The 25,929-nt window shown below is 70.3% G+C and carries 26 protein-coding genes and 1 tRNA gene; 11 read left to right on the forward strand and 16 right to left on the reverse strand.

Annotated elements, in window-relative coordinates; translation table 11 throughout:
* Positions 1-52: 52 nt before the first annotated feature.
* The 3 genes from M4960_RS08055 to M4960_RS08065 form a co-directional block, all read right to left on the reverse strand.
* Positions 53-547 (reverse strand): HNH endonuclease, encoded by a 495-nt coding sequence (locus M4960_RS08055; protein ID WP_111085210.1) that lies wholly within the window; start codon positions 545-547, stop codon positions 53-55.
* A 365-nt stretch (positions 548-912) separates the two neighbouring features.
* Positions 913-1,956, reverse strand: a complete 1,044-nt coding sequence (locus M4960_RS19670; RefSeq protein WP_308221999.1) for a C40 family peptidase — start codon at positions 1,954-1,956, stop codon at positions 913-915.
* Positions 1,957-2,133: 177 nt separating this feature from the next.
* Positions 2,134-2,829 carry a metal-dependent transcriptional regulator gene (locus M4960_RS08065; RefSeq protein ID WP_111085212.1) on the reverse strand — a complete coding sequence of 232 codons (696 nt, stop codon included), beginning with the start codon at positions 2,827-2,829 and terminating at the stop codon, positions 2,134-2,136.
* A 174-nt stretch (positions 2,830-3,003) separates the two neighbouring features.
* Here M4960_RS08065 and serC point away from each other — a divergent pair, with 174 nt between their 5' ends.
* Positions 3,004-4,119, forward strand: coding sequence for a phosphoserine transaminase (gene serC / locus M4960_RS08070; protein ID WP_248703977.1), 1,116 nt, complete (start codon positions 3,004-3,006; stop codon positions 4,117-4,119).
* A 96-nt stretch (positions 4,120-4,215) separates the two neighbouring features.
* On the opposite strand, the gene M4960_RS08075 is transcribed toward serC, so the two are convergent.
* Positions 4,216-4,959, reverse strand: coding sequence for a DUF3027 domain-containing protein (locus M4960_RS08075; protein ID WP_248703978.1), 744 nt, complete (start codon positions 4,957-4,959; stop codon positions 4,216-4,218).
* A gap of 4 nt (positions 4,960-4,963) precedes the next feature.
* On the reverse strand, positions 4,964-5,341 hold the full coding sequence (locus tag M4960_RS08080) for a cold-shock protein (protein ID WP_131846066.1): 378 nt from the start codon (positions 5,339-5,341) through the stop codon (positions 4,964-4,966).
* 109 nt (positions 5,342-5,450) lie between these two features.
* On the opposite strand from M4960_RS08080, the gene M4960_RS08085 reads away from it, so the two are divergent.
* The 5 genes from M4960_RS08085 to M4960_RS08105 all read left to right on the forward strand — a co-directional run bounded on the left by M4960_RS08085 (position 5,451) and on the right by M4960_RS08105 (position 11,771).
* Complete coding sequence (locus M4960_RS08085) at positions 5,451-5,696, forward strand: hypothetical protein (RefSeq protein ID WP_123340886.1); 246 nt, start codon at positions 5,451-5,453, stop codon at positions 5,694-5,696.
* 28 nt (positions 5,697-5,724) lie between these two features.
* Positions 5,725-7,488, forward strand: coding sequence for a helicase-associated domain-containing protein (locus M4960_RS08090; protein ID WP_173168843.1), 1,764 nt, complete (start codon positions 5,725-5,727; stop codon positions 7,486-7,488).
* A gap of 48 nt (positions 7,489-7,536) precedes the next feature.
* Entirely contained in the window at positions 7,537-9,234 is a 1,698-nt protein-coding gene (locus M4960_RS08095) for a DNA repair helicase XPB (RefSeq protein ID WP_248703979.1), read from the forward strand.
* Between the two features lie 51 nt (positions 9,235-9,285).
* Positions 9,286-9,981, forward strand: a complete 696-nt coding sequence (locus M4960_RS08100; protein ID WP_017888045.1) for a response regulator transcription factor — start codon at positions 9,286-9,288, stop codon at positions 9,979-9,981.
* A 65-nt stretch (positions 9,982-10,046) separates the two neighbouring features.
* Positions 10,047-11,771 carry a cell wall metabolism sensor histidine kinase WalK gene (locus tag M4960_RS08105; protein WP_123671511.1) on the forward strand — a complete coding sequence of 575 codons (1,725 nt, stop codon included), beginning with the start codon at positions 10,047-10,049 and terminating at the stop codon, positions 11,769-11,771.
* 181 nt (positions 11,772-11,952) lie between these two features.
* Here the strand turns inward: M4960_RS08105 and M4960_RS08110 are convergent, their stop codons facing one another.
* From M4960_RS08110 to M4960_RS08140, 7 genes are all read right to left on the reverse strand, one after another.
* A complete protein-coding gene (locus tag M4960_RS08110; protein ID WP_248703980.1) occupies positions 11,953-12,849 on the reverse strand; it encodes a hypothetical protein in 897 nt (298 codons plus the stop codon).
* Between the two features lie 327 nt (positions 12,850-13,176).
* Positions 13,177-14,799 (reverse strand): chaperonin GroEL, encoded by a 1,623-nt coding sequence (gene groL / locus M4960_RS08115; RefSeq protein WP_111085221.1) that lies wholly within the window; start codon positions 14,797-14,799, stop codon positions 13,177-13,179.
* A gap of 261 nt (positions 14,800-15,060) precedes the next feature.
* Entirely contained in the window at positions 15,061-15,264 is a 204-nt protein-coding gene (locus M4960_RS08120) for a cold-shock protein (protein WP_111085222.1), read from the reverse strand.
* A gap of 181 nt (positions 15,265-15,445) precedes the next feature.
* A complete protein-coding gene (locus M4960_RS08125) occupies positions 15,446-16,051 on the reverse strand; it encodes a LytR C-terminal domain-containing protein (RefSeq protein ID WP_123293309.1) in 606 nt (201 codons plus the stop codon).
* Positions 16,048-16,404 (reverse strand): DUF3263 domain-containing protein, encoded by a 357-nt coding sequence (locus M4960_RS08130; protein WP_248703981.1) that lies wholly within the window; start codon positions 16,402-16,404, stop codon positions 16,048-16,050. Before M4960_RS08130 ends, M4960_RS08125 begins: the two co-directional genes overlap by 4 nt.
* 96 nt (positions 16,405-16,500) lie before the next feature.
* Positions 16,501-17,502, reverse strand: coding sequence for a DUF2332 family protein (locus M4960_RS08135; RefSeq protein ID WP_248703982.1), 1,002 nt, complete (start codon positions 17,500-17,502; stop codon positions 16,501-16,503).
* Positions 17,502-17,975 carry a GNAT family N-acetyltransferase gene (locus M4960_RS08140; RefSeq protein ID WP_248703983.1) on the reverse strand — a complete coding sequence of 158 codons (474 nt, stop codon included), beginning with the start codon at positions 17,973-17,975 and terminating at the stop codon, positions 17,502-17,504. The genes M4960_RS08135 and M4960_RS08140 overlap by 1 nt, the downstream gene beginning before the upstream one ends.
* Before the next feature lie 65 nt (positions 17,976-18,040).
* Here M4960_RS08140 and msrB point away from each other — a divergent pair, with 65 nt between their 5' ends.
* Positions 18,041-18,448 carry a peptide-methionine (R)-S-oxide reductase MsrB gene (gene msrB / locus M4960_RS08145; RefSeq protein WP_123340893.1) on the forward strand — a complete coding sequence of 136 codons (408 nt, stop codon included), beginning with the start codon at positions 18,041-18,043 and terminating at the stop codon, positions 18,446-18,448.
* Between the two features lie 37 nt (positions 18,449-18,485).
* Positions 18,486-18,561, forward strand: a tRNA-Thr gene (locus M4960_RS08150).
* A 199-nt stretch (positions 18,562-18,760) separates the two neighbouring features.
* Here M4960_RS08150 and M4960_RS08155 read toward each other — a convergent pair.
* On the reverse strand, positions 18,761-19,792 hold the full coding sequence (locus M4960_RS08155; RefSeq protein ID WP_248703984.1) for an aldo/keto reductase: 1,032 nt from the start codon (positions 19,790-19,792) through the stop codon (positions 18,761-18,763).
* Between the two features lie 81 nt (positions 19,793-19,873).
* A complete protein-coding gene (locus M4960_RS08160; protein ID WP_111085229.1) occupies positions 19,874-20,653 on the reverse strand; it encodes an alpha/beta fold hydrolase in 780 nt (259 codons plus the stop codon).
* 34 nt (positions 20,654-20,687) lie between these two features.
* Between M4960_RS08160 and M4960_RS08165 the strand changes: the two genes are divergently transcribed.
* A complete protein-coding gene (locus M4960_RS08165; RefSeq protein WP_248703985.1) occupies positions 20,688-21,386 on the forward strand; it encodes an NAD(P)H-hydrate epimerase in 699 nt (232 codons plus the stop codon).
* Between the two features lie 26 nt (positions 21,387-21,412).
* Here the strand turns inward: M4960_RS08165 and M4960_RS08170 are convergent, their stop codons facing one another.
* Complete coding sequence (locus M4960_RS08170; protein ID WP_248703986.1) at positions 21,413-22,555, reverse strand: glycerol dehydrogenase; 1,143 nt, start codon at positions 22,553-22,555, stop codon at positions 21,413-21,415.
* Between the two features lie 112 nt (positions 22,556-22,667).
* Here M4960_RS08170 and M4960_RS08175 point away from each other — a divergent pair, with 112 nt between their 5' ends.
* A complete protein-coding gene (locus M4960_RS08175; protein WP_123936857.1) occupies positions 22,668-23,561 on the forward strand; it encodes a neutral zinc metallopeptidase in 894 nt (297 codons plus the stop codon).
* 3 nt (positions 23,562-23,564) lie between these two features.
* Here M4960_RS08175 and M4960_RS08180 read toward each other — a convergent pair whose 3' ends face one another.
* Positions 23,565-24,515, reverse strand: a complete 951-nt coding sequence (locus tag M4960_RS08180; protein WP_248703987.1) for a thioredoxin domain-containing protein — start codon at positions 24,513-24,515, stop codon at positions 23,565-23,567.
* Between the two features lie 264 nt (positions 24,516-24,779).
* On the opposite strand from M4960_RS08180, the gene M4960_RS08185 reads away from it, so the two are divergent.
* Entirely contained in the window at positions 24,780-25,880 is a 1,101-nt protein-coding gene (locus M4960_RS08185; protein ID WP_248703988.1) for an ABC transporter ATP-binding protein, read from the forward strand.
* Positions 25,881-25,929: the final 49 nt, after the last annotated feature.

Below are 25,929 nucleotides of genomic sequence, written 5' to 3' on the forward strand. Positions count from 1 at the left end.
CCCTCACCTGAGCGTAGCGACAGGGGGACGACGGACGAGGGCCCACGGCTCGCTACGCGGCCACGAGGTACTCGTCCCACTCCGCCTGCGGACGCTCGATGCCGCGGACGACCCACGACGAACCGTGCGGGATCTTCGGACGGAAACGCAGCCGCCACCCCATCTCCTGCGGGGTGCGGTCGCCCTTCTCGTTGTTGCACGCCAGGCAGCAGGCCACGAGGTTCTCCCACGAGTCCTGCCCACCGCGCGACTTCGGCTGCACGTGGTCGATCGTCGTCGCGTGCCGGTCGCAGTACGCGCACCGGTTGGCGTCACGGCGCAGGACCCCGCGGCGTGACACCGGCACGAGTCTCGAGTGCGGGATGCGCACGTACCGGGTGAGGATGATGACGGACGGCCGATCGAAGCTCGAGGTGGACCCGGTCACCGGGTGTTCGAGGTCGGCTGCGACGACGGAGGCCTTCTGGTTCATGACCAGCACGAGGGCTCGTCGGAACGAGATCACCGCGAGGGGCTCGTAACCGGCGTTGAGGACGAGAGTGCGCATTGGTTCCCTTCCGACGTGCCTGGACGGCTTCCAGGCGCTGCGGGTGCGTCGGACCGGGGTCCTTCGCAGGTGACCGTCGCTCGCGCACACGTCCCCTGAACCACGAAGAGCACCACCCGGATGGGCAGTGCTCTGGTCATGCAGGGGCGTGCTCGTGCACGCAGGCGGTGGTCGACCGTATGTCGATGCGCGCGCGCCGACCCATGGTGCGGGTCGTGCGGAACAACGACATGGGGTCTCCCTGCTCGGGGCCTTGCGGACCGGTGCAGCGCCAGGCTACGTCAGAAACCGGCCCGGCACGAGGGTGCACGGGCCGGTTTCGGCGATGTTCACGGGTTCGATGCCCCGCGGTCGGGTCTGATGCCTCAGATGCCGAAGCGGACGATGTGGTAGTCGCTGGTCCAGATCGGACGGATCGACACGGAGCCGCCGGGCTTCGGGGCGTCCATGATCATGCCGTTGCCCATGTAGAAGCCGTCGTGCGCCTCGTTGTTGAAGATGACGACGTCGCCGGGCTGCGCCTCGGACTCGGGGATCGTGGTGCCGGCCTGGTCCTGCAGCGGCACGGAGTGCGCGAGGTTGATGCCGTACTGGGCGTAGACGAACATGACGTAGCCCGAGCAGTCGAAGCCGGACGGGTCGGCGCCACCGAAGACGTACGGGGTGCCGATGTACTGCTTGGCGGTGGCGACCACGGCCGGCAGCGAGAACGGGGTGTCCGCGGCGCTGGAGCTGGCCACGTAGTCGGCGGCGGACGGGCCGGTGTACGAGGCGTACTGCTCGGCGGTCTGGGCACGCGCCGCCTGCGTGGCCGATGCTGCCTGCTCGGCCTGCTCAGCGGCTACCTCGGTCGCTTCGGCCTGGTCGGCTGCAGCCTGCTTGGCCGCTGCACGTGCGTCGAGCGTCGCGGTCGACGTGGCGCCGTAGCCGTCGCGGCTCGTGCCGGCCAGTGCGACGGCGTCGGACACCGAGAACTCCTGGCTCTGCGTCGCACGGACCTGGCGCTGCGCGTTCGCAGCCTCGGTGCCGGTGGAGGTCTGCGCGGCGAAGGCCGGCGCGACCGCCACGGTGCCGAACATGCCGGCGGCGACCGTCAGGACGATGGGGGCGAGGAACTTGCGCTTGCGCGACGACGAGCTCGCCTTGGCAGCGGTCGCGGTGGCTGCGGCCTGTGCGGCACGACGGCCACCGGGGAGCGGGGCAGAGCGGACCGGGACGACCTTGCGGGTCGGGCGCGTGTCGGCCTGGCGGACGGACCGTCGGGTGAGCGGTGCGTCGGTGGCGTTCTCGGTGTTCGTCGGGTTGGCGGGCGTCTGGTCGTCCGCGGCGGAACCGGTCTGCGTCAAGGGTGTGGTCTCCGGCGTCTCGTCATCACGCTGCCGTGGGTGTCCGGCGACGTGCAACCCCATCCGTTCGTCATCGTTTCCGATCGAGGCAGGAGACGGGTTCGAGACGTCCTGCCACGGGTCTCCGGCTCAGGCGCAGCGCGGGGACTCGACGAGTGTACGGGGCCGTCGTTACCTTGTCGAGATGAAACGGGCCGTTTGTAACGAAACGGTAAAGAAGCCCTGGTCAGGGCACTGAAATCAGTCCCGCTCGATGTAGACGTGCTGCGCGACCTCGACGGGGAGCTCGATGCCCGAGTCCTCACCCTCGACGCGGACGGCGACGTAGGCCCCGGCGCGCTGCACGCTCGCCAGACGACCGGGCATGACCCCGGCCGTGCGGAGCTGGTGCAGGAGCTCGGGCTCGAACTGCACGGGCTCGCCCAGACGACGGATCACACCGGTCGCGACGGCGTCGGTCCCCTCGGTCGCGGCGACGATGTTCTGCACGCCGTCGAGGAACCCGGCGGCTGCGGGGCCGCCGATCTCGGCCAGGCCGGGGATCGGGTTGCCGTAGGGCGACTCGGTCGGGTTGCCGAGCATCTCGAGCAGGCGGACCTCGACCTGCTCGCTCATGACGTGTTCCCACCGGCAGGCCTCGTCGTGGACGAACGCCCAGTCGAGTCCGATGACGTCGGCCAGCAGGCGCTCCGCCAGACGGTGCTTGCGCATGACGTGGGTGGCTCGGGAGCGCCCTTCGTCGGTGAGCTCGAGGTGGCGGTCTCCGGAGACGACGACCAGGCCGTCGCGCTCCATGCGGGCGATGGTCTGCGAGACCGTCGGGCCCGAGTGACCGAGGCGCTCCGAGATGCGAGCGCGCAGCGGAACGATCGCCTCCTCCTCCAAGTCGAGGATGGTGCGAAGGTACATCTCCGTGGTGTCGACGAGATCGGTCACGGTCCGCCTCTCATGTCTGGGCCCAGCGGCCACCACCCTACTTGTTCGGACCGACGAACTCCGACCGACACTTGCACGGGGCAAGAACAGGGCCGTGGCCGCAGCGCTCCAGCCCTCCCCGTCCGGCCGGTACAGGCGCACCAGCACTGGGATCGCGCTCGGTAGGATCGGTGCATGGCAGACATCGTCATCCCCGCCGAACTCCTCCCCACCGACGGGCGCTTCGGCTGCGGACCGTCCAAGATCCGCGGCGCGCAGCTCGAGTCCCTCGTGACGCGCGGGGCCACGATCCTCGGCACGTCCCACCGCCAGAAGCCCGTGAAGGACCTGGTCGGCAGCGTCCGCTCCGGGCTCGCCGACCTGTTCCAGGTCCCCGAGGGCTACGAGGTCGTCCTCGGCAACGGCGGCTCGACCGCGTTCTGGGACGCCGCCGCGTTCGGCCTCATCGAGCGTCGCGCAGAGAACCTGTCCTTCGGCGAGTTCGGGTCGAAGTTCGCCAAGGCCGCCGGCGCCCCGTGGCTCGAGGCACCGCACGTCGTCGAGGCCCCCGGCGGATCGCTCGCCGCGCTCGAGCCCGTCGACGGCGTCGACGTCTACGCCTACCCGCACAACGAGACCTCGACCGGTGTCATGGCCCCGGTCGTCCGCGCCACCGGTGACGCCGGAGCACTGACCGTCGTCGACGCCACGAGCGCCGCCGGTGGTGCCGCGTTCGACGTGGACGCCACCGACGTCTACTACTTCGCCCCGCAGAAGAACTTCGCCTCCGACGGCGGCCTGTGGCTCGCGCTGTTCTCCCCCGCCGCGATCGAGCGCGTCGAGCGCATCGCAGCGAGCGGTCGGTACATCCCCGAGTTCCTGTCGCTCAAGAACGCCGTCGACAACTCGCGCCTGAACCAGACGCTGAACACCCCGGCGATCTCGACGCTGCTGCTGCTCGACGACCAGGTCCGGTGGATCAACGAGTCGGGCGGCCTGGCCTGGGCCGACACCCGCACGAAGACCTCGTCGTCCACGCTGTACGACTGGGCCGAGTCGGTCGACTACGCGACGCCGTTCGTGACCGACCCCGCAGCCCGCTCGCAGGTCGTCGCCACGATCGACCTCGACGACTCGATCGACGCCAAGGCCGTCGCCGCGACCCTGCGCGCGAACGGCATCGTCGACACCGAGCCGTACCGGAAGCTCGGGCGCAACCAGCTGCGCGTCGCGACGTTCACCGCGATCGACCCGGACGACGTCGCGAAGCTCGTGCAGGCGATCGACTTCACGGTCGACGCCCTGCGCTGACCCGGCCGTCGCGCGGGCCAGCGCCGGCGACGAACACCACGGAAACGACGAAGCACCACGGGATCCCGTGGTGCTTCGTCGTTCTTCGGGTGCGTGTCAGGAGCGGTGGAAGTCCGGGTCGACCTCACCGGCATCGAGCTGGGCGCCGTCGAGGTCGGCGTCCGGGTCGACGGGCTGCACGCGCTGCGCGCGACGACGGCGAGGGGGCTGCGGGGCGTCGTCGACGTCCTCGTCGTCCGCATCAGCGGTGTCGGCGAGCGCGTCGACGTCCACACCATCGATGTCGTCGTCGTCCGGTTCGTCGAGGTCGTCCTCGTCCGCTTCGAACTCGGATTCCTCGTCGTCCTCGTCGTCATCCGACTCGTCGTCGGCTTCGTCGTCGTCCGAGTCGTCGTAGTCGGCGTCCTCGTCGTCGTCCGAGTCGTCGTCCGACTCGTCATCGAAGTCGTCGTCGTCCTCGTCATCCGACTCGTCGTCGTCGCCCTCGTCGTCGGACTCCTCGTCCGACTCGTGGTCCTGCGCCGCCCGGTACTCGGCCAGTCGCTCGGACCACGGCACCCACTCCGGTGCGACGAGCGAGCCGTCGCCGGGCATCAGCTCGACCTCGAGCACGGTGGGGTCCTCGTCGCCGACCTTCGCGACGCTGACGGTCCAGCGCCAGCCGGGGTAGCCCGGCATGCGGTTCGCGAACAGGACGGAGACGACGCCGTCGCCCTCATCCACGGTGCCGACGGGCGCGCCGATGCTCGACTCGGGGGTCACCTCGAGCAGCGCGGTCCGCGCCAGGTCAGTGAAGTCAACGGGTGCTGCGTCAACAGGTACTGCGTCGCTGTCTGTCATGGCGTCACGCCTCCAACTGGTCTGCGACGTGCCGCAGGATGGCGGCGAGTCGATCGCCGTTCTTCGGGTAGCGGCCGTGGCGGAGGTCTCCGCTGATCCGGTCGAGTTCCTTCACCAGGTCCTCGACGATCACGGCCATGTCGTCTGCGGAGCGACGGGTCATCCGGGACAACGACGGCTGCGGGTCGAGGAGCCGCACGGACAGTGCCTGCGACCCCTTCTTCCCCTGCACGACGCCGTACTCGAGCCGGGATCCCGCCTTCACGGTCACGACGCCCTCGGGCAGCGAGGACGCGTGCAGGAACACCTGGTCGCCGTCGTCTCCGGTGATGAAGCCGAAGCCCTTGTCGTCGTCGTAGAACTTGACCTTGCCGGTGGGCATGCGTGGACTCCTCGAGGTCGTGGTACGGCCGTGGTGCGTCGGATATCCTGGGTCGATGGCCAATCCGACCCGATCAACCGGGAACCCGCAGGATTCCGCAGAACCCCCGGTGACGTTCAATCGTACCGAACGCGCTCTGGCGTTCATGGTCGGTGGCATCTTCATCGCTGCGTTCCTCTGCATGGCGGCGATGATCGTCATGTGGTTGACGGTCCCGAGCGCGCAGGGCTCCATGCCGTGGCCGGTGATCATGGCGATCCCGCTCGTCGGCTTCCCGATCGGCATGGTCCTGGTCTTCACGCTCCTCGCCATCACCTGGACGCGCCGCGCACGAGCCAACCGGACGGCTCGCTGACGTCCGCCCCGGACGCTGGCACCGGACGATGACGACCACCGCCGACCTGGCCGCCCGACTCCGGGCGTTGCCGGACGACTCCCTCGAACGACTCGTCGCTGCGCGGAGCCTGCCCCCGGCCGCCCTCGGCGAGACCGGTCCGCAACGGATCACCGACTTCTTCGACCTGGCCGAGGCGCTCCGCACCGACGACGCGGTCGACGCCGCCGTCGAGCACCTGCCCCGCGCCACGATCCTGGCGCTCCGCGACGGCGGGGACGCCGACCGCCTCGGTCCGGCGATCACGCTCGGCCTGGCCGACGAGGACGGCGCCGTCGACGACGCGGTCGCCGCACGCGTGGCCGCCCACCCCGACCTCGTGGCACTGCGATCGACGGGAGGCCCGGATCGCCCCGACCGCGCCGCCCACGCCGACGACGTGGCCGGCCAGGACCGCGCGCGCACCACCGGCGCGGAGCAGGCGTTCTCGAGCATGACCGTGCTCGCCGAGCTGCTGCGTGCGGTGGACGCCGGCACCGTCCGCGAACTCGTCAAGGGCGGCATCGGGACGCCGCTCGCGAAGACCCTGGCCGAGCGCATCGGCACCGACGCCGACGTCGTGCCCGGCCGCCTCGCACTGCTCGACCGGGTCGGGTTCGCCGACCCGGGCTCCGGCCGGTGGACGGTCACCGACGCCGGACAGGACTGGCTCGTCGCCGACTGGCCGGACCGCTGGGCGACCCTCGTGTCGGCCTGGGCGGACACCCTCGGCCCCGCGGTGCACGAGGTCCTCGCACTCGCCGACGACGACCTGCGCGATCTCGTGGCACTCGGCCGCTGGGCGTACCCGGCGGGCTCCCGCTGGCTCGACGCCGTGCTGCTCGAGGCGGCCGGCACCGCCGCGTCGCTCGGACTCGCGGTCGACGGCATCGTCACGAGCACCGGCCGCGCGTTGCTGGACGGTGACGCCAGGCCTGCGGCGGACGACCTGCCCGGCACCGTCAGCCAGGTGTACATGCAGCACGACCTGACGGTGATCGCCCCCGGGCCCCTCGCCCCGGTCGACGACGCCGCCCTGCGCACGGTCGCCGTGCTCGAGGCACCCGGTCTGGCCGCCCGCTACCGCATCTCCGAGGACACCCTGCGCACGGCGTTCCGTGCCGGGCACTCCCGTGACGACGTCCTGGCGCTGCTCACCCGGTTGTCGTCGACCGGCGTCCCGCAGCCCCTCGCCTACCTGGTCGACCAGGTCGCCGGACGCGACGGCAGCATCGTCGTCGACCGCGGCGAGGGCGGGGTCGGCACCGTCGTCCGCGGCACCGCGGACCAGCTCGACCTGATCGGTGTGGACGCCGAACTCCGGCAGATGGCGTGGGAGCGCAGCGACCTGACGACGCTCACCACCCGCTACCCGGCGCACGTCGTGCACACCGCGCTCGAGGACCAGCGCTACCCGGCCGTGCTCGCGACCGGCGCCCGCCCCGAGACGCACCACGGGCCTCCCGGTCGGCGCAGCCCCACCGGACGCTCGCCGGAGCAGGCGGCGCACGCACTCGTGGAACGGCTCCGCCTGACCACCCAGCGTGGCGATGCGGAACCCGAGCAGGAGTGGCTCGGGCGGCAGATCGACCTGGCCGTGCGCGGTCGCACACCGATCCGGCTGACGGTGCGGATGCCGGACGGCTCCGAACGGCCGTTCTCGATCATCCCGACCTCGGTCGCCGCCGGACGCGTCCGAGGGCGCGACACCAGCGTCGACGTCGAGCGCACGCTGCCGCTGTCGCTCGTCGTGGCGGTCGAGAGCGACGCCTGAGGTGCACGGTCACCCGAACGCAGGTGACGACGGCTAGGCTGGCAGGTCATGAACGGACCGCTGATCGTGCAGAGCGACCGCACCGTGCTCCTCGAGGTCGCACACCCCGACGCCGAGGACGCACGCCACGAGCTCGCGGCCTTCGCCGAACTCGAACGCGCCCCCGAGCACGTGCACACCTACCGCATCACCCGCCTCGGCCTGTGGAACGCACGGGCCGCCGGACACGACGCCGAGGCGATGATCGCCACCCTCGAGCGCTTCGCGAAGTTCCCGGTCCCGCAGAGCGTCACCGTGGACATCCGCGACACGGTGTCCCGCTACGGCCGACTCGTCATCCGGCGTGAGGAACGCGAGGACGCTCCGGTCATCGCGAACTCCCCCACCGAGGAACTCGAGCGCCTGCCCGTCCTGCTCCTGACCGCCGAGGACCCGTCCGTGCTGGCCGAGGTCATCCGGTCGAAGCGGATCAAGCCACTGCTCGGCGACATGCGGACGCCTTCCGAGGTCGAGCTGCAGCAGTGGGCACGCGGCCAGATCAAGCAGGAACTCGTGAAGCTCGGCTGGCCGGCCGAGGACCTGGCGGGCTACACCCCCGGGCAGCCGCACCCGATCGACCTCGACACGGCCGAGTGGCACATGCGCCCGTACCAGGAGCAGGCCGTCGACACCTTCTTCGCGCAGGGGTCCGGAGTCGTCGTGCTGCCCTGTGGCGCCGGCAAGACCCTGGTCGGTGCCGGGGCGATGGCGACCGTCAAGGCGACCACGCTCATCCTCGTGACGAACACCGTGTCCGCACGGCAGTGGCGCAGCGAGCTCCTCAAGCGCACGACCCTGAAGGCCGAGGACATCGGCGAGTACTCGGGCAGCGTCAAGGAGATCCGGCCGGTCACGATCGCGACCTACCAGATCCTGACCGCCCGTCGGAAGGGCGAGTACACGCACCTGTCCCTGCTCGACGCCCTCGACTGGGGCCTCATCGTCTACGACGAGGTCCACCTGCTGCCGGCCCCGGTGTTCAAGCTGACCGCCGACCTGCAGGCCCGCCGACGCCTGGGCCTGACCGCGACACTTGTGCGCGAGGACGGCCGCGAGGGCGACGTGTTCTCGCTCATCGGCCCGAAGCGCTACGACGCTCCGTGGAAGGAGATCGAGGCCCAGGGCTACATCTCCCCGGCCGAGTGCTACGAGGTGCGCATCGACCTGCCGCACCAGGAGCGCCTGGAGTACGCGGCCTCGAGCGACGACGAGCGCTACCGGCTCGCCGCCACCTCGCCCGCGAAGACCCCGGTCGTCCGCGAGCTCATCGAGAAGCACCGCGGCGAGCAGATCCTGGTGATCGGGCAGTACATCGACCAGCTCGACGAACTGGCGGCGTCGCTCGACGCGGCCGAGATCACGGGTGCGACGCCCGTCGACGAGCGCGAACGGCTGTACGACGCGTTCCGAGCCGGCGAGGTGGACGTGCTCGTCGTGTCGAAGGTCGCGAACTTCTCGATCGACCTGCCCGACGCCACCGTCGCGATCCAGGTCTCCGGGTCGTTCGGGTCACGGCAAGAAGAAGCGCAGCGCCTCGGTCGACTGCTCCGCCCGAACAAGGACGGCCTGCCCGCGTCGTTCTACACGCTCGTGGCGCGGGACACCGTCGACCAGGACTTCGCGCAGAACCGGCAGCGGTTCCTCGCCGAGCAGGGGTACTCCTACACGATCCTGGATGCCGACCAGGTCCAGGCGCCCGTGGGCTGACGTACGCACCGCTCTCAGGAAACCACTAGGGAACGGTCAGAAGATAGGACCATGAGCGATGGCCCCAAGATCCTGATCGTCGACGACGAGCCGAACATCCGCGACCTCCTGACGACCTCGTTGCGCTTCGCCGGGTTCGCTGTCCGTGCCGTCGGCAACGGCGCACAGGCGATCTCGGCCGTGCTCGAGGAAGAACCCGACCTGATCATCCTCGACGTGATGCTCCCCGACATGAACGGCTTCGGCGTCACCAAGCGCCTGCGGTCGTCCGGGTACACCTCGCCGATCCTGTTCCTCACCGCGAAGGACGACACCGAGGACAAGATCACCGGCCTCACCGTCGGCGGCGACGACTACGTCACCAAGCCGTTCTCGCTCGACGAGATCGTCGCCCGCATCAAGGCCATCCTCCGTCGCACCATGAACGACGAGGAAGACGCGATCATCCGCGCTGGCGAACTCACCATGGACCAGGACACGCACGAGGTCACGATCGGCGACGCGCAGATCGAGCTCTCCCCCACCGAGTTCAAGCTGCTCCGCTACCTGATGCTCAACCCGAACCGCGTGCTGTCGAAGGCGCAGATCCTCGACCACGTCTGGGAGTACGACTTCAACGGCGACGCCGGCATCGTGGAGAGCTACATCTCCTACCTGCGTCGCAAGCTCGACCAGTACTCGGCCGAGCCGATCATCCAGACCAAGCGCGGCTTCGGGTACATGCTCAAGGCGTCCAAGGCCTCGTAGCACCTCCGTTCTTCACGGCGGTCGTCCGGTTTCACCGGGCGGCCGCTGTCTATCGTTGGGGCAGCATGCACACGCGAATGAGCCGCTGGTGGGACGGGATCTCCCTGCGCACCAAGATCACCGGGATCACGGTGCTCCTGGTGGCGCTCGGCCTGCTCGTCGCCGGGCTCGGCACCATGACCGTCCTGTCGACGTACCTGATGGCGCAGCTCGACAACAACGTCAAGGGCACCACGGAGCAGCTCGAGGGCCAGAACATCAGCGACGGCGAGCAGTACTGCAAGCTGTCGGTCGTGCTGTCGCAGAGCGCCTACGTGGCCGCGTACGACGCCGACGGCGACCAGATCTGCCAGACGAAGGCATCGAGCCGCCCGGACATCCGCGAACTGGACTTCTCCGCAGCGGCGCAGAACGGTGCGCGCTTCTCGCTCTACGACAGCCAGCACAACCACGAGTGGCGTGCCCAGGTCATCCCGGCCTCACTGCAGAACCAGACGAGCGGTTCCACCGAGACCGGCTTCGTGCTCGTCGCGGTGTCGAGTGCCGACACCGACCAAACCATCGCACGGTTCACCGTCATCTTCCTGGGCTTCGGCATCTCGGTGATCCTGCTCGGTGCCATGCTCACACGGCTGCTCGTCACGGCCACGTTCGACCCACTGCGTGACGTGGAGGACACCGCCGCACGGTTCGCCGCAGGAGACTTCAACCAGCGCCTCGAGGCCGACACCCCGAACACCGAGGTCGGGCGCCTTAATCGCTCCCTCAACGTCATGCTCGAGCGCATCGACACCGCGTTCGAGGACCGCCAGCGCACCATCGACCAGATGCGCCGGTTCGTCGGCGACGCCTCGCACGAACTCCGCACCCCGCTGGTTTCCCTGCGCGGGTACGCCGAGCTGTACCGGATGGGCGCCCTGCGCAAGGAAGAAGACGTCGCCCAGGCGATGGAACGCATCGAGAAGGAGGCGAAGCGGATGGGCCTGCTCGTGCAGGACCTGCTCCAGCTCGCCCGCATCGACGAGTCCAAGCCGCTCGAGCTCGGCCCGGTCGACCTCGTCGCGATCGCCCGTGACTCGGCGCTCGACACCATGGCGTCCAACCCGGACCGCGAGATCCAGGTCCTGGTCGAGGACGCCATGACGGGCGAGAGCGTGCCGCAGGCCGTGCGACCGCCCGCGTCGTCGTCCTCGCTCTCGTCGGGGTCGTCGGACTCGTCGGGCTCCTTGTCCGACACGGGCGAGGTCCCCCCGGCATCGCCCACGTCGGCGAACACCACGGGTCCCATCGCGTTCTCGCGGCAGACGATCGCGCGACTGCGTGCTCGGCGGACCCGGGCGATGGACATCGAAGCCGGTGCCGCCCCCACCGACGAGACGACGCCGCTGCCGACGGTCGTCATGCCCCAGCGTCCCCCGATCGTGCTGGCGGAGGAGAACAAGATCCGCCAGATCGTCACGAACCTGATGGGCAACGCCATGCGGTTCACCGAGCACGACGACCCGATCGAGATCGGCGTCGGGGTGGACGACGACCGCGGCATGGCCCACATCGACGTCATCGACCACGGTGAGGGGATCCCGGCGCAGCTGCGCGACAAGATCTTCCAGCGGTTCTGGCGTGCCGACACCTCGCGTGCGCGGGACACCGGTGGTTCGGGCCTCGGGCTCGCGATCGTGTCGGGCATCGTCGCGGCACACCACGGCTCGGTCGAGGTCTTCGACACCGAGGGCGGCGGCGCGACCTTCCGCGTCTGGCTGCCGCTGCTGCCGCGCGACTACGCCGCCTGACGCGGGCGCGCGGCGCGCGGGCGCGGCCCGTGCGGTCGCAACACCCCGTCCGACGCCGCCGAGTGGTCACGGGCCGTCGTCTGCGCCCCCGCTGACCGACAGTTCGTGACCGGTCGGCGCACAACCGACGGCATGTCGTGACCGCCCGGCGAAGAGATCTTCAGCGTGGCGGTCACGGCCGTCACGCTGACCGCCGACGGCTTCCGACCGCTCGGACCTCGAACGCCTGGCGGAGCCGCTCGAACAACACCGCGGGTCGGTGTGCGTCCGATGCCGTCGCGTGGATCACGAGCCAGTCGTTCACCACGAACCCGTTGTCCCGTCGTTGATCGTGTCGGAAGGTGTCGCGCTCCCGGTGGTGATCGCCGTCGTACTCCAACGCGATGCCGAACTCCGACCACGCCATGTCGACGCGCCCGAGGAACCGCCCCGCACCGTCGTGCACGTCGACGTTCAGCTCCGGCTCGGGGAACCCCGCTTCGACCGCGGCCAGGCGGAGCCAGGTCTCCTGCGGCGACTCCGCCCCGGCTCGGACGAGGTCCAGCGCGCGCCGAGCAGCGAGCGCGAAGCGTGTGCCGGGGCGGATCGACGCACGGAGGTCATCCGCCGTCGCCAACCCGGCTGATCCGACGAGATGATCTCCGATCGCGACGAGCGCGTCTTGTCCGAGCACGCCGGCACACTCGAACCACATCTGCGCCGGGACACTGACCGGGAACCCGCGGTGTTCGACCGTCCTCGGCCGGTCCAGGCGGTGTGCGACCACGCCGGGCCGACGCATCCGGCTCCCGTCCCTCGTGGTCGAGACGTGCACCGGCCCGACCGAGCGCACCGACTGCGGCAGTGGCGCACCCCAGATCGCGGCGGCGGTCGTGTGGCTGAAGAACTGATCGGGACGCATGACCAGGGCGACGGCGTCGACGAAGTCCACCGAGCCGATCGGGGCACGGACACCGTGGACCGGGGCTGCCAGGTCGGCGCGTCTGAGTCGTTCCGGATCGATGCCGTGCTCCACCGCATCGGCCACACGGAAGGTGGATCGGTCGAACGGAGCAGGGAGGCGACGGGCAGCTGGCATGCCGTCATGGTCGTTGCGGGGCACGGGAGCCGACCATGTCCGCTCGGAACCTGTGGAGAACGAGGTGAGCCGGGCCTCCTGTGCGGGAGAGAAGACCCCGGACACGCGCAAGCCGCACACACGAGCCGGCCACGACTCCCCGCTCCTGCGCCGGCCAACGGTCACGATGCGTCGACTGGAACGGGCACAACCGACGGTTCGTGACCGCTCGGCGGACCTGAGCGGGGTGTTGTGACCTCCCGACCCGCCCCGCCGCCCCGTACCGCGCCCCCCGCACGCGGAAGGGCCCCGCACGCGCAGCGTGCGGGGCCCTTCGAACAGGACTGCTTAGAAGTCCATGCCACCCGTCGGGTCGCCGGCCGGAGCGGCCGCGGCACGCTCGGGCTTGTCGGCGACGACGACCTCGGTCGTCAGGAACAGACCAGCGATCGACGCAGCGTTCTGCAGCGCCGAACGCGTGACCTTGGCCGGGTCGATGATGCCCGCGGCGATGAGGTCGACGTACTCGCCGGTCGCGGCGTTGAGGCCCCAACCTGCTTCGAGCTCGCGGACCTTGGCGGCCACGACACCCGGCTCGAGACCGGCGTTCAGCGCGATCTGCTTGAGCGGTGCGTCGATGGCGACGCGGACGATGTTCGCACCGGTCGCCTCGTCACCCTCGAGGGTGAGTGCGTCGAGCGCGACCTTGCCGGCCTGGATGAGGGCGACGCCACCACCGGCGACGATGCCCTCTTCGACGGCAGCCTTCGCGTTGCGGACGGCGTCCTCGATGCGGTGCTTGCGCTCCTTGAGCTCGACCTCGGTCGCGGCACCCGCCTTGATGACGGCGACGCCACCGGCGAGCTTCGCGAGGCGCTCCTGGAGCTTCTCGCGGTCGTAGTCGGAGTCGGTCGCGTCGATCTCGGCGCGGATCTGACGGACACGGCCGGCGATCTGCTCGGCGTCGCCGGCACCCTCGACGATCGTGGTCTCGTCCTTGGTGATGACGACCTTGCGGGCACGACCGAGCAGGTCGAGCGTCGCGTTCTCGAGCTTGAGGCCGACCTCTTCGGAGATGACCTGGCCACCGGTCAGGATCGCGATGTCCTGCAGCATGGCCTTGCGGCGGTCACCGAAGCCCGGGGCCTTGACGGCGACGGACTTGAAGATGCCGCGGATCTTGTTCACGACGAGCGTGGCCAGGGCCTCGCCGTCGACGTCCTCGGCGATGATCAGGAGCTGCTTGCCCGCCTGGATCACCTTGTCGACGACCGGCAGGAGGTCCTTGATGTTCGAGATCTTCGAGTTGACGATCAGGATGTAGGCGTCCTCGAAGACGGCTTCCTGACGCTCGGGGTCGGTGACGAAGTACTGCGACAGGTAGCCCTTGTCGAAGCGCATGCCCTCGGTCAGCTCGAGCTCGGTGCCGAAGGTGTTCGACTCCTCGACGGTGACGACACCTTCCTTGCCGACCTTGTCGATGGCCTCGGCGATGAGCGCGCCGATGGTCGGGTCTGCAGCCGAGATCGACGCGGTCGCGGCGATCTGGTCCTTGGTCTCGATGTCCTTCGCGTTGGCGAGGAGCTGGTCGGAGACGGCGGAGACGGCCTTCTCGATGCCGCGCTTGAGCGACACGGGGTCGGCGCCAGCGGCGACGTTGCGCAGGCCCTCGCGGACGAGTGCCTGGGCGAGGACGGTCGCGGTGGTCGTACCGTCACCGGCGACGTCGTCGGTCTTCTTGGCGACCTCCTTGACGAGCTCCGCACCGATCTTCTCGTACGGGTCGTCGAGCTCGATCTCCTTGGCGATGGAGACACCGTCGTTCGTGATCGTGGGGGCGCCCCACTTCTTCTCGAGGACGACGTTGCGGCCGCGCGGGCCGAGCGTCACCTTCACGGCGTCGGCCAGCTGGTTCAGGCCGCGCTCGAGGCCACGGCGGGCCTCCTCGTCGAAAGCAATGATCTTAGCCATGTGAGTTCTCGTCCCTCCCGGACGTCGTGGGGTCGTGCTGGCACTCAACGTGAGCGAGTGCCAACGCCGATTCTGGCACTCGCCCGGTGCGAGTGCAACACGATCGGGAGGCTCGTCACGTCTTCCCAGGACACGCCCCGCCAACAGCGCACCCCGACCACTGCTGCGGACCGCCCGCCACGCACGTCATGCAGCGCGGGCCACGCACGACGAACGCGCCGCCCCTGACGGGACGGCGCGTTCGCGATGAGTGTCGTGCGTTCAGGCCGGTCGGACTGCCTCCGCCTGCGGGCCCTTCGACCCGGTGCCGACGTCGAACACCACTGCCTGGCCCTCCTCGAGGACCTTGTAACCCGACATGTCGATGGCCGAGTAGTGCACGAACACGTCCTGGCCTCCTCCATCGACGGTGATGAAGCCGAAGCCCTTTTCAGCGTTGAACCACTTCACGGTTCCGTTGGCCATGATCTCTTGCTCCCTGGTACTGCTGTGCGAACGACGTGTTCGTCGTCTGCAAGGGACTCTGCTCGAAGCGCGCCGATCAGGCAAGAGGTGTGACGTTGTTTCACGTCGATTCCGTCAGAAATCAACGTGCCCGAAACACGACCGTCACAAATGCGGGTGGGGAGCGCCCGCGGAATGCGGATCAGCCGGTGTAGTCGGCCCCGAGCACGACGCTCACGTCGGCGTTCGGGAACGCTGCCGACTGCTGCACGGCGGCGACCCCGAGCTGCTTCGCGATGCCCTGCGCGACCGCCGCCTGTGCGGCCTGCTGGTAGTACACGACGGTCGAGGTCGACCCGGTCGTGCCGGCGTCCCCGGTCGAGGCGACCTGCCAGCCGGCACCGGTCAGCGTGGCGCTGGCGCGGGCGGCGAGACCGGTGGTCGTCGTGCCGTTCAGGACGACGACGGTGGTCGTGCCCTGCTGTGCCGGCGTCGCGGCAGCGGCTCCGGAGTCGGCACCCGACCCGGCCGACGACGATGCCGAGGGCTTCGAGGTGGCGGACGCGGACGGCTTCGACGTGGCCGACGAGCTCGTCGACGCCGAGGGCGAGTCCGAACCGCTGAACGAGTAGCTGCCGTTCAGGAGCGCGAGGACGAGCACGCCGATGCCGACGAGCACACCGGTGGCGAGTGCCGCCCAGGCGAACGCGATCCAGCCACGGCCGCGGCGCTGGGCACCGCGGTGTGCGCCGACCCGAGGGCCGTCGGCGACGTCGTCGAACCGGTCACGGGGGAATCTGGTGCTCATCGTTCCTCTTCACGTCCTTCGGGAGCAGCACCGGGCGCGACGAAGCTGCGCGTCGCCCGGGCGCTGGTGCGCGCGTGCCGGAGCCGCTGCAGCCTGGTGACGAGCTGCGGGTCGTACGCGAGTGCCGCGGGCGAGTCGATCACGCGGTTCAGCACCTGGTAGTAGCGCGCCGCCGACATCTCGAACTCGACCCGGATCTCCGCTTCCTTCGTGCGGTCGTGCCGTGCCCGGTCGTGCTCGAACGACAGCACACGCTGCGCGAGCTCACTGAGCTGGTCAGCGCGGTGCTGGTCAGCGCGGTGCTGGTCAGCGCGGTGCTCGTCAGCACGGTGCTCGTCGGTGGGGCTGGTCACGGCGGTTCCGATCACGGTCGGGTAACGGGTCTCGCACATCGTAGGGGCGGAGAGCATCCGGACCCTGGCACGGCGCTGGACTGTCGCGAACACCGGTCACAGGTTCGGGTCGCGGAACCAGCGCACACGCGTGCCGAACGGGTCCGAGACGGCGACCGCGGTGCCGTCGATCGAGGCCGTGGCGAAGGCGTCCGGATCCGCCGCGTCGACGTCGTCGGGCAGCGTCCCCGCCACACCGCGCAGGATCCCGGTGCGTTCGAGCGCGATCCAGTGCACGCCGCGTTCGCGGACGCGGTCCACGAACCGCTGGCGCTCGGCACCCGGCACGTAGACCAGGGTGCCGGTGGTCAGCACGACCGGCTCCACGTCGTCCGGCAGGGCGTCCAGTGCACGGTCGAGGTCGCCCGGCAGCGTGCCCCGGATCCGCACGGGAGGCACGGCGAGCGTCGCGCGCGCCGCCTCGCGCATCAGGGCGATCCGGTCCAGGGCCTCTGGTGGGACCGCTTCGACCAGACGGTCGAACGCGCCGTCCGCCGACAGGTCGATCGGGTTCGGGTCGAGCAGCACCCGCGCACCGACGCGGATCGGCGCGCGGGCTGGAGCCGGCACCGCCCCCGAGGCCGCGACGACGAGCCGGATCGACGGATCGTCCGCTGCCGTGTGCAGCCGCACGAGTCCGTCGCGCTCCGCGACGCGGTGGTCGAGCGTGACCCGGTCCGGGATCGAGCAGAGCCCGGCGGCGCCCCCTGCGTCCACCAACCCGAGCGGCCGCGAGGCCCGCTCGGCGAGCGCCGCGAACAGCGGGACGACGGGACCGAGCCGCCGCGGGTCGTTGGCCTGCACCGTGGCGGAGGCGAGGGCCGTGACCAGGGCGGGGCGGGCCTCCCGACCGATCGCGCGCAGCGCACCGGGGTCCGACGGATCCGCGCCGAGCCGCCGCGCGACCGCGAAGAAGAGTTCCGGCTGCCGCTGCTGCTCGGCGACCTCGTCGAGGAGCGCGACCAACGCGGGGTCGAGCGACCGCGCCCAGGCGGCGTAGGACGGGGACACGGCCTCGATGCGGTCGGCGTAGGCGGCGTAGCGGCTGAGGGTGTCCATCAGCGCCCCGGGCGGTGCATGCCGACGTGCCGGATGCCGGCTTTGTCGTAGGGCGTCCCGAACCGGACGAAGCCGTGGCGTTCGTAGAGCGCAGCGACGTACTCCTGGGCGTGCAGGACGACGGGTTCGTGCCCGTGGGCCGCGAGCACTGCGGCGACGAGCCGGCCAGCGATGCCGTGCCCACGGTGGTCGGGGTGCGTCGCGACCCGGCCGATCACCCAGGATGGCGGCGGTGCATCCGCCGGGTGCTCCTCGTCCGCAGCCGGTCGGATCAGGCGCAGGTACCCAACCGCTTCGGTGTCCGTACCGAACCACCAGTGCTCGGTCTCGGGCTCGCGGTCACGGCCGTCGAAGTCCTCGGCCGTCACCCGTTGCTCGAGTGCGAAGACGCGGTTCCGGAGCACCACGATGCCGTACAGTTCGTCCGTCGTCAGACGGGTCCAGCGGGCGTGGTGCACGGAATGCTCGGACATCGTCGCGAGTTTACTGAAGTGGTCGGGAGTGCCCGGAAGAACCCGACCGGAAGCAGGAGGAAACAATGGCATACAACGTCGACAAGTCCGACGCCCAGTGGCGCGAGGATCTCTCCCCGGACCAGTACGCCGTCCTGCGTCAGGCGGGGACCGAACGGCCGTGGACCGGTGAACTCCTCGACGAGGAGCGTGCCGGCGTCTACACCTGTGCGGCCTGCGGCGCGGAGCTGTTCAAGAGCGGCACGAAGTTCGACTCCGGCTGCGGCTGGCCGTCGTTCTACGAGTCGGTGAACCCCGACGCCGTGCAGCTGATCGACGACAAGTCGCTGGGCATGGTGCGCACCGAGGTCCGTTGCGCGAACTGCGGTTCGCACCTGGGCCACGTGTTCCCCGACGGCTTCGGCACCCCCACCGGCGACCGGTACTGCATGAACTCGATCTCGCTGAACTTCGCGGAGAAGCCGGCCGAGTGAGACCCCGACGCCCTCACCGGTAGGATGAGCGGCGTCAGCCGGCATGGCGCAATTGGTAGCGCACCGTACTTGTAATACGGGGGTTGCGGGTTCAAGTCCCGCTGCCGGCCCCATAGCCGCCGCCGGGCGGAACGATGCCCCGGGTGATCACTCACCCGGGGCATCGGCGCGTGTGGAACACGGATCAGGGAGTGTTCCGGGCGCTGGACGCGGTAACCAGCCGGTCGTGCGAAGAGGATGACACCTCACCGAACCGTGCGTCCACACCCGGAGCCCACATCAGCGCGAATCCGCACGAACGTGCACGGATCCTCAGCGCCCGCCGGTGAGCTTGCGCCCCCGCTGTGCGACGCCCGCGGTGCCGTACGGGTAGTCGTCGATGCGCGGCGCGCTGGCGTCGGTGAGCTGCGTGAGCTCCGCGTCGGTCAGCACGAGGTCGGCCGCACCGAGGTTGTCCTCGAGCTGGGACACGGTCCGGGCGCCGAGGATCACGCTCGTCACCGCCGGCCGGGCGAGCAGCCAGGCGAGGGCGACCTGCGACCGCGAAGCGCCGTGCGCGTCGGCGACCGCGGACACCGCGTCGAGGACGGCCCAGGTGCGCTCGTCACCGTTCCGTGCTTCCCAGGCTTCCATGCCGCGTGCCGGGTTCTCGCCGAGGCGGGTGGAGCCGGTGGGCGCTTCGTCGCGCTGGTACTTGCCGGACAGCCAGCCGCCGGCCAGGGGCGACCAGGGCAGCAGGCCGATCCCGGCGTCGAGGCTGGCGGGGACGATCTCGTGCTCGATGTCGCGGACGAGCAGGTTGTACTGCGGCTGCAAGGTGACCGGCGGGGCCCAACCGTGCGCCTTCGCCTCGTACACGGCCTTCGTGATCTGGTAGCCGAGGTAGTTCGAGAAGCCGTACGAGCCGATCTTGCCGGCGGAGACCGCGTCGTCGAGGAACCGGAGCGTCTCCTCGATCGGCGTCAGGGCGTCCCAGGCGTGCATCTGGTACAGGTCGATGTGGTCGACGCCGAGGCGCTCGAGCGAGGCGTCGAGCGCGACCCGGAGGTGCCGGCGCGACAGGCCGACGTCGTTCGGGCCGTCACCCTGCGGGAAGCGGCCCTTGGTGGCGAGGACGACCTGCTGCGCCTCGGTGGGGCGTGCCGCGAGCCAGCGGCCGATGATCCGCTCGGACTCGTTGCCCGAGTAGACGTCGGCCGTGTCGATCAGGGTGCCGCCGGCCGCGACGAACGTGTCGATGATGGTGTGGGAGGTGGGTTCGTCGGCTTCGCTGCCGAACGTCATGGTGCCGAGGGTCAGCGTCGACACCGATGTCCCGCTGTTGCCGAGGAGTCTGTAGTCCATGGCGGGGACGGTACGCGCGGTGTCCGGCGACAGCGAGGACCTACGAGTACCCCTCAGCGCGGGGCGGACAACGCGCCGCGGTCAAGAACGCAGGAACGCCAGCGCCGCCTCGCGGAACGCCCGTGACGTCGGTGCGTTGAAGTGGTTGCGCCCCGGGATCTCGAAGAACGACGCGTCCGGGGCCGCCTGCGCCAACCGCACGGCGCTGTCGCGGATGCCGTCCTCGCTGCCGGCCGCCATCAGGATCGGCTGCGCGGGGGCGTTGTCGGGCGTCGGCTCGATGCTGTTCCGCATCCCCTCGACCATCGCCACGAGCGCCGCGAGGTCGTTCCCCTCGACGTTCCCCGCCATGGTCAGGTAGCCGTTGGTCACGCGGTCCTCGATCGGTGTGCCGTCCGCCAGGTACGCCTTCGCCTGGTCGACCCGCACGCGGCGCATCGGGTCGGCGTCGGGGATCCCGCCGAACACCGCGCGGGTGATGCGGTCCGGCAGCCGTTCGGCGGTGTGCCACCCGACGCGTGCACCGAGCGAGTACCCGAGGAACGCGACCTCGTCGAGCAGGTACGTGTCGATCACGGTGGTGACGTCCGCCACGAGCAGGTCCATCGAGTACGCACCGGGGTCGCGCGGCTTCGCGCTCGCGCCGTGCCCGCGCTGGTCGAACGCCAGCACGCGGTACCCGGCGCGGACCAGGTCACGGGTCCAGCCGGAGGCGTGCCAGTTCAGCACCGCACCGGAGGCGAACCCGTGCACCGCGACGACCGCAGGGGCATCGGGATCGCCGAAGTCGTAGGTCGCGATCCGGAGGCCGTCGGGCGACATCACGATGCGGGGACGGGGCGCTTCGGGGACGAGTGACATGTCCCCTCCAGGGTACCGGGGCACTGTGGTCGCCATGGACGGCTACGGCGGTGACCAGATCCGGGCGGCAGAGCGGCCGCACCTCGATGCGGGTGAGCCCCTCATGCAACGAGCGGCCGACGGGCTGGCCCGCATCGTCGGCGACCTGCTCGACGACCCGGCCGTCCGGCCGGGCGACGGACCGGGGTCCGTCCTGCTGCTGGTGGGCAGCGGCGACAACGGTGGTGACGCCCTGTTCGCGGGTGCGCGGCTGGCGGCGGCCGGGAGGCACGTGGCGGTCCTGCGCGTCGGCTCACGCGTGCACGAGGCGGGCCTGGCAGCGGCGCTGGACGCCGGGGCGCGCCTCCTCGATGATCCTGCCGGACCGGAGGCTGCGGTGACGGACGCGGCACTCGACGCCGACCTGGTGCTCGACGCGATCCTCGGGATCGGGGTGCAGGGGCCTGCGGCCCTCCGCTCCCCCGCCCGCGAGGTCGTCGACGCCGTCCGTGAACTCGCCCGCGACCAGCGCGCACCGTTCGTCGTCGCCGTCGACGTGCCGAGCGGCATCGACGTCGACACCGGTGGGATCGCGGACGACCACGTGCTGCACGCCGACGTCACGGTCACGTTCGGCGGGGTGAAGGCCGGGTTGCTGACGGGGCCGGCCGCCACCCTCGCGGGACGGATCGAGCTGGTGGACGTCGGGATCGGTGCGGACCTGGCGACGATGGAGCCGCTGGTCCGCACCTGACCCCGACCCGTCAGCGCAGCCGTCCCTCAGTGGTGCTGGTACAGGACCGGCTCCGGCAGTCCGTGCTCGGCGCGGATGCTCCGCGCGATGCCCTCGACGGCGATGAGCGCGTCCACCACGAGCTCCGGCGTGACCGGGAACGGCATGTTGTGGATGGTCTCGCCCTCGACGGTCGCGGCCTCGGCCACGGCGCGGAGCTCCGTCGTGTCGTCGACGGTCAGGCCGATCTCGGTCAGGGTGTTCGGCAGGCCGACCTTCGTGGTGAAGACGACGAAGTCCTCGATCTCCTCGGCCGGTGCACCCTCGAGCACGAGCTGCGCGATCGTGCCGATGTTGACCTTCTGCCCGTGCGCCAAGCCGTGCGCCTGCGGAGCGGCGGTCAGTCCGTTGTGGATCGCGTGCGCTGCCGCCAGTCCGCCGGACTCGAACCCCAGGCCCGACAGCAGGGTGTTCGCCTCGACGACCTTCTCGAGCGCGGGCGTGACGACCCCGGCCTTCACGGCCTCGATGGCCTGCAGGGCGTTGTCGTGCAGCAGCTTCCAGGACAGCTCGGCGAGCGCGACGCCGGTCTCGGTCTGCAGCCCGCCGGCCATGGTGTCGGCGTTCGCACGCTTGGCGGCACGGGCCTCGACCCAGGTGGCCAGGGCGTCGCCGATGCCCGCGACCAGGAACTGGACGGGAGCGTTCGCGACGAGCTTCGTGTCGATGAGGACGAGGTCGGGGTTGTGCGGGAAGAACCGGTACTCGATGAACTCCCCTTCCTCGGAGTAGATCACCGCGAGCGCCGAGGTCGGGGCGTCGGTGCTCGCCGCCGTCGGGACACTCGCCCAGCGGATGCCGGCCAGGTGTCCGGAGGCCTTGGCCGCGTCGATCGCTGAACCGCCGCCGAGCCCGACGATGACGTCCGCGTCGGTCGACCGGATCTGCTCGACGAGGTCGTCGACCGCCTTCGGAGTGGCGAAGCGACCGAAGCCGACCCGCTCGACCCGCAGGTCGGCCGCCTGGAAGCTCGTCGTCACCGCGTCCTCGACGATGCCCCACACGACGTCGTCGGCGACGATCAGGGGGCGCTTGCCGATGGGGGCGATGAACTCGCCGACGCGGGTGATCGCGTCCTTGCCCTGCACGTAGCGGGCGGGGCTCATCACGGTGCTGATGGGAGTGGCCATGGTTGCGGTTCCTTCCGGTTGTACGACACGTGTCGGGGTCGCCGACGTCCCAGACGGTACGCGCGGGGCATGCGTGCGGCGTGCGAGTCCCGTGGGCCGTACATTCGGGGGCATGACGTTCAACGACGATTCGCAGCTCAAGGGCGGCAGGGTGAAGCGCCGGGGTCGGACGGCCGCGGTCGGCGGCGGCGCCGTCGGCGTCACGGCGATCGTCGTCTTCCTGATCGCGCAGTTCACGGGCTTCGACCTCAGCGGGTTCGTCGACGGCGGCAGCGGCACGACGCAGATCCAGCAGCAGGGCGAGACCGTGGACGCCGCGCCGGAGTGCCGCACCGGGCGAGACGCCAACCTCAAGGTCGAGTGCCGGATGGAGGGTGCAGCCGAGTCACTCGACGGCTACTGGACGGCCGAGGCCCGGAAGCTCGGGATCTCGTACACGGCGCCGGACTTCTTCCTGTTCGACGGCTCGACCGACACGTCGTGCGGTCAGGCGTCCGCCGCCACCGGGCCCTTCTACTGCCCGCCGGACCGCGCGATCTACCTCGACACCGCGTTCTACGACGACCTGCAGTCGAAGTACGGGTCGTCGGGCGGGCCGCTCGCGCAGATGTACGTCGTCGCGCACGAGTGGGGCCACCACATCCAGCAGCTGCAGGGTGCCTTCGCGAGCACGGACCGATCGGGCACCGGGGCCTCGTCCGGCAGTGTCCGCGTCGAGCTGCAGGCCGACTGCTACGCCGGCGCCTGGGTCGGCGACGCGGCGAACACCGAGGACGCGAACGGCGAGACCTTCTTCGAGCCGATCAGCCGGTCCGAGATCGCCGATGCCCTGTCCGCCGCGAGCGCCGTGGGCGACGACAGCATCCAGGAGCGCTCGAGCGGCCGGGTCGATCCGGACTCGTTCACGCACGGCTCGAGTGAGCAGCGCCAGAAGTGGTTCGTCCGCGGCTACCAGCAGGGCGCGACGAGCTGCGACACGTTCAGCGTCCCTGGTTCGTCGCTGTAGCGATCAGCCCTTCGTCGGCGTGGGCGTCGGTGTCGCGCTCCGCGTGCCGGACGGCGTCGCGCTCGGCGTGGGGGTCGGGGTGGGCGTCGCCTCGGTGGCACCGGCCGCGGTGACCACGAAGGTGCGGAAGTCGTCGTTCGTGATCGGCGACGTGAGCTCGTACTGCTGCCCGTTGACGAGCACCAGCGGCGTGCCGGGGAAGTCGCTCAGGGTCGACCCGGGGATGTCCCCGCCGGACACCGCGGTGGTCTGCTCGTCGACCCACTTGCTGTAGTCCTGGTCGGCGATGCAGCTCGTGACGGCCCGGCGGTCCTGCAGGCCGGAGACCCCGGTGACGACCTTGGTGAGCTGCGCGTCGGTCAGGCCGGGGGTGCCCTCTTCCGGCTGCTCGGCGTAGAGCGCCTTGTTGACCGCGTAGAACTGGTCCGGCGAGTGCTCGGCGACGCAGGCCGCGGCGTTCGCGGCGCGCAGTGAGTACTTGGTGCCCTGCGACCGGTTCGACAGGACCGCGAGCGGGTGGATGTCGACGGTGGCGGCGCCGGAGTCGACGAGGCTCTCGATGTAGTCGCCGTTGGCCTGTTCGAACTCGCCGCAGGTTGGGCAGAGGTAGTCGACGTACAGCGTGATGCGCACCGTGCCCGCACCAGCGGTCGCCGAGGCGCTCGGCGACGCACTGCTCGACGCGGTCACGGGCTTGAGCCCCTCGCCGAGGGTGATGCCGCCCTGCGACATGGTCGAGGGCCCGGGGCCTGCTGGCTTCACGGAGTCGACCAGGACGAGCGTGACGACGGCGGCCGCTGCGAGCAGGACGACACCGAGTCCGATCTGGAGTCCGAGCCGGGTTCCGCGCTGGCGGCGCTTCTGCTGTGTCCTGTGGCGCTGCGCTCGCTGTCGGGCGGCTTCGCGGCGCTCGTTCCGCGCGGCGCGGGCATCACCCTCGGGGCGGTTGGTCATCGGTGCGTCGTCCTCCTGATCGGCGTCCGCACGACCTACCCCCGCTCGGCGGACGGACCCGGCGATTGTAGTGGGCCGCTCTGGGAACCACCCAACCACGCTCTGGGAACCGACCGGTCAGGGGGAAAACACTGGCGCACCCGCGAGAACTCGTGTTGTATGAACCTCGATGGTCGACGACGACCATCCGGGGCCCTCGCGGGCTGACCGCTTCACTCGGATCGTCCGGCACGTACCTGCCGGTGAAGAAAGGACCGAACGCTCATGGCGTCCGTCACCTATGACAAGGCAACCCGTCTCTACCCCGGAGGCAACCGTCCCGCGGTCGACTCCCTCGACCTGGACGTCGCCGACGGCGAGTTCCTCGTCCTCGTCGGCCCCTCGGGTTGTGGCAAGTCCACCTCGCTCCGCATGCTGGCCGGCCTCGAAGAGGTCAACTCCGGTCAGATCCGCATCGGCGACCGCGACGTCACGGACGTCCCGCCGAAGGACCGCGACATCGCGATGGTGTTCCAGAACTACGCGCTGTACCCGCACATGACCGTCGCCGAGAACATGGGCTTCGCACTCAAGATCGCCGGTGTCGGCAAGGACGAGCGCGCCACCCGCGTGCAGGAAGCCGCGAAGCTCCTCGACCTCGAGGACTACCTCGGCCGCAAGCCGAAGGCGCTCTCCGGTGGTCAGCGTCAGCGCGTCGCGATGGGCCGTGCGATCGTCCGTCAGCCGCAGGTGTTCCTCATGGACGAGCCGCTGTCGAACCTCGACGCCAAGCTCCGCGTCCAGACCCGTACGCAGATCGCGTCGCTCCAGCGTCGTCTCGGCGTCACCACGGTCTACGTCACGCACGACCAGACCGAGGCACTGACCATGGGTGACCGCATCGCGGTGCTCAAGGACGGCATCCTGCAGCAGGTCGGCACGCCGCGCGACCTGTACGAGAAGCCGAACAACGTCTTCGTCGCGGGCTTCATCGGCTCGCCGGCGATGAACCTGCTGCCGGCCGACGTCGTCGAGGGCGGCATCAAGTTCGGCACGCTCAACCACGCGATCGACCGCGACACGCTCTCCAACGCGCGTTCCGCCCAGATCACCGTGGGCATCCGCCCCGAGGACGTCGTCGTGGCGCGGTCGGGCGAAGGCCTGCCGGTCACGGTCGACGTGGTCGAGGAACTCGGCGCCGACGGCTACCTCTACGGTCACGCCGACGTCAAGGGCACGCGCGTCGACATCGTCGCCCGCGTGGACGGCCGTTCGCACCCGTCGATCGGTGACACCATCGTGGTGACGCCGAAGTCGGGCCACGTGCACGCCTTCGACACCGAGTCGGGCGAGCGCCTGGACGACAAGGCCGTCGTCAGCGCGTAACCGAAGCGCACTCCCCGAGAGCCCGCGCCGCCTCACAAGGGCGGGTCGC

This window comes from Curtobacterium sp. MWU13-2055 (assembly GCF_023242305.1).
Classification (GTDB): domain Bacteria; phylum Actinomycetota; class Actinomycetes; order Actinomycetales; family Microbacteriaceae; genus Curtobacterium.

What these genes read in the sequence shown, in the direction of transcription:
- M4960_RS08055 (WP_111085210.1), bottom strand. Translation starts at nt 547, where the DNA reads ATGCGCACTCTCGTCCTCAACGCCGGTTACGAGCCCCTCGCGGTGATC.
- M4960_RS19670 (WP_308221999.1), bottom strand. Translation starts at nt 1,956, where the DNA reads ATGGGGTTGCACGTCGCCGGACACCCACGGCAGCGTGATGACGAGACG.
- serC (WP_248703977.1), top strand. Translation starts at nt 3,004, where the DNA reads ATGGCAGACATCGTCATCCCCGCCGAACTCCTCCCCACCGACGGGCGC.
- M4960_RS08075 (WP_248703978.1), bottom strand. Translation starts at nt 4,959, where the DNA reads ATGACAGACAGCGACGCAGTACCTGTTGACGCAGCACCCGTTGACTTC.
- M4960_RS08080 (WP_131846066.1), bottom strand. Translation starts at nt 5,341, where the DNA reads ATGCCCACCGGCAAGGTCAAGTTCTACGACGACGACAAGGGCTTCGGC.
- M4960_RS08090 (WP_173168843.1), top strand. Translation starts at nt 5,725, where the DNA reads ATGACGACCACCGCCGACCTGGCCGCCCGACTCCGGGCGTTGCCGGAC.
- M4960_RS08095 (WP_248703979.1), top strand. Translation starts at nt 7,537, where the DNA reads ATGAACGGACCGCTGATCGTGCAGAGCGACCGCACCGTGCTCCTCGAG.
- M4960_RS08100 (WP_017888045.1), top strand. Translation starts at nt 9,286, where the DNA reads ATGAGCGATGGCCCCAAGATCCTGATCGTCGACGACGAGCCGAACATC.
- M4960_RS08105 (WP_123671511.1), top strand. Translation starts at nt 10,047, where the DNA reads ATGCACACGCGAATGAGCCGCTGGTGGGACGGGATCTCCCTGCGCACC.
- M4960_RS08110 (WP_248703980.1), bottom strand. Translation starts at nt 12,849, where the DNA reads ATGCCAGCTGCCCGTCGCCTCCCTGCTCCGTTCGACCGATCCACCTTC.
- groL (WP_111085221.1), bottom strand. Translation starts at nt 14,799, where the DNA reads ATGGCTAAGATCATTGCTTTCGACGAGGAGGCCCGCCGTGGCCTCGAG.
- M4960_RS08120 (WP_111085222.1), bottom strand. Translation starts at nt 15,264, where the DNA reads ATGGCCAACGGAACCGTGAAGTGGTTCAACGCTGAAAAGGGCTTCGGC.
- M4960_RS08125 (WP_123293309.1), bottom strand. Translation starts at nt 16,051, where the DNA reads ATGAGCACCAGATTCCCCCGTGACCGGTTCGACGACGTCGCCGACGGC.
- M4960_RS08135 (WP_248703982.1), bottom strand. Translation starts at nt 17,502, where the DNA reads ATGGACACCCTCAGCCGCTACGCCGCCTACGCCGACCGCATCGAGGCC.
- M4960_RS08140 (WP_248703983.1), bottom strand. Translation starts at nt 17,975, where the DNA reads ATGTCCGAGCATTCCGTGCACCACGCCCGCTGGACCCGTCTGACGACG.
- msrB (WP_123340893.1), top strand. Translation starts at nt 18,041, where the DNA reads ATGGCATACAACGTCGACAAGTCCGACGCCCAGTGGCGCGAGGATCTC.
- M4960_RS08155 (WP_248703984.1), bottom strand. Translation starts at nt 19,792, where the DNA reads ATGGACTACAGACTCCTCGGCAACAGCGGGACATCGGTGTCGACGCTG.
- M4960_RS08160 (WP_111085229.1), bottom strand. Translation starts at nt 20,653, where the DNA reads ATGTCACTCGTCCCCGAAGCGCCCCGTCCCCGCATCGTGATGTCGCCC.
- M4960_RS08165 (WP_248703985.1), top strand. Translation starts at nt 20,688, where the DNA reads ATGGACGGCTACGGCGGTGACCAGATCCGGGCGGCAGAGCGGCCGCAC.
- M4960_RS08170 (WP_248703986.1), bottom strand. Translation starts at nt 22,555, where the DNA reads ATGGCCACTCCCATCAGCACCGTGATGAGCCCCGCCCGCTACGTGCAG.
- M4960_RS08175 (WP_123936857.1), top strand. Translation starts at nt 22,668, where the DNA reads ATGACGTTCAACGACGATTCGCAGCTCAAGGGCGGCAGGGTGAAGCGC.
- M4960_RS08180 (WP_248703987.1), bottom strand. Translation starts at nt 24,515, where the DNA reads ATGACCAACCGCCCCGAGGGTGATGCCCGCGCCGCGCGGAACGAGCGC.
- M4960_RS08185 (WP_248703988.1), top strand. Translation starts at nt 24,780, where the DNA reads ATGGCGTCCGTCACCTATGACAAGGCAACCCGTCTCTACCCCGGAGGC.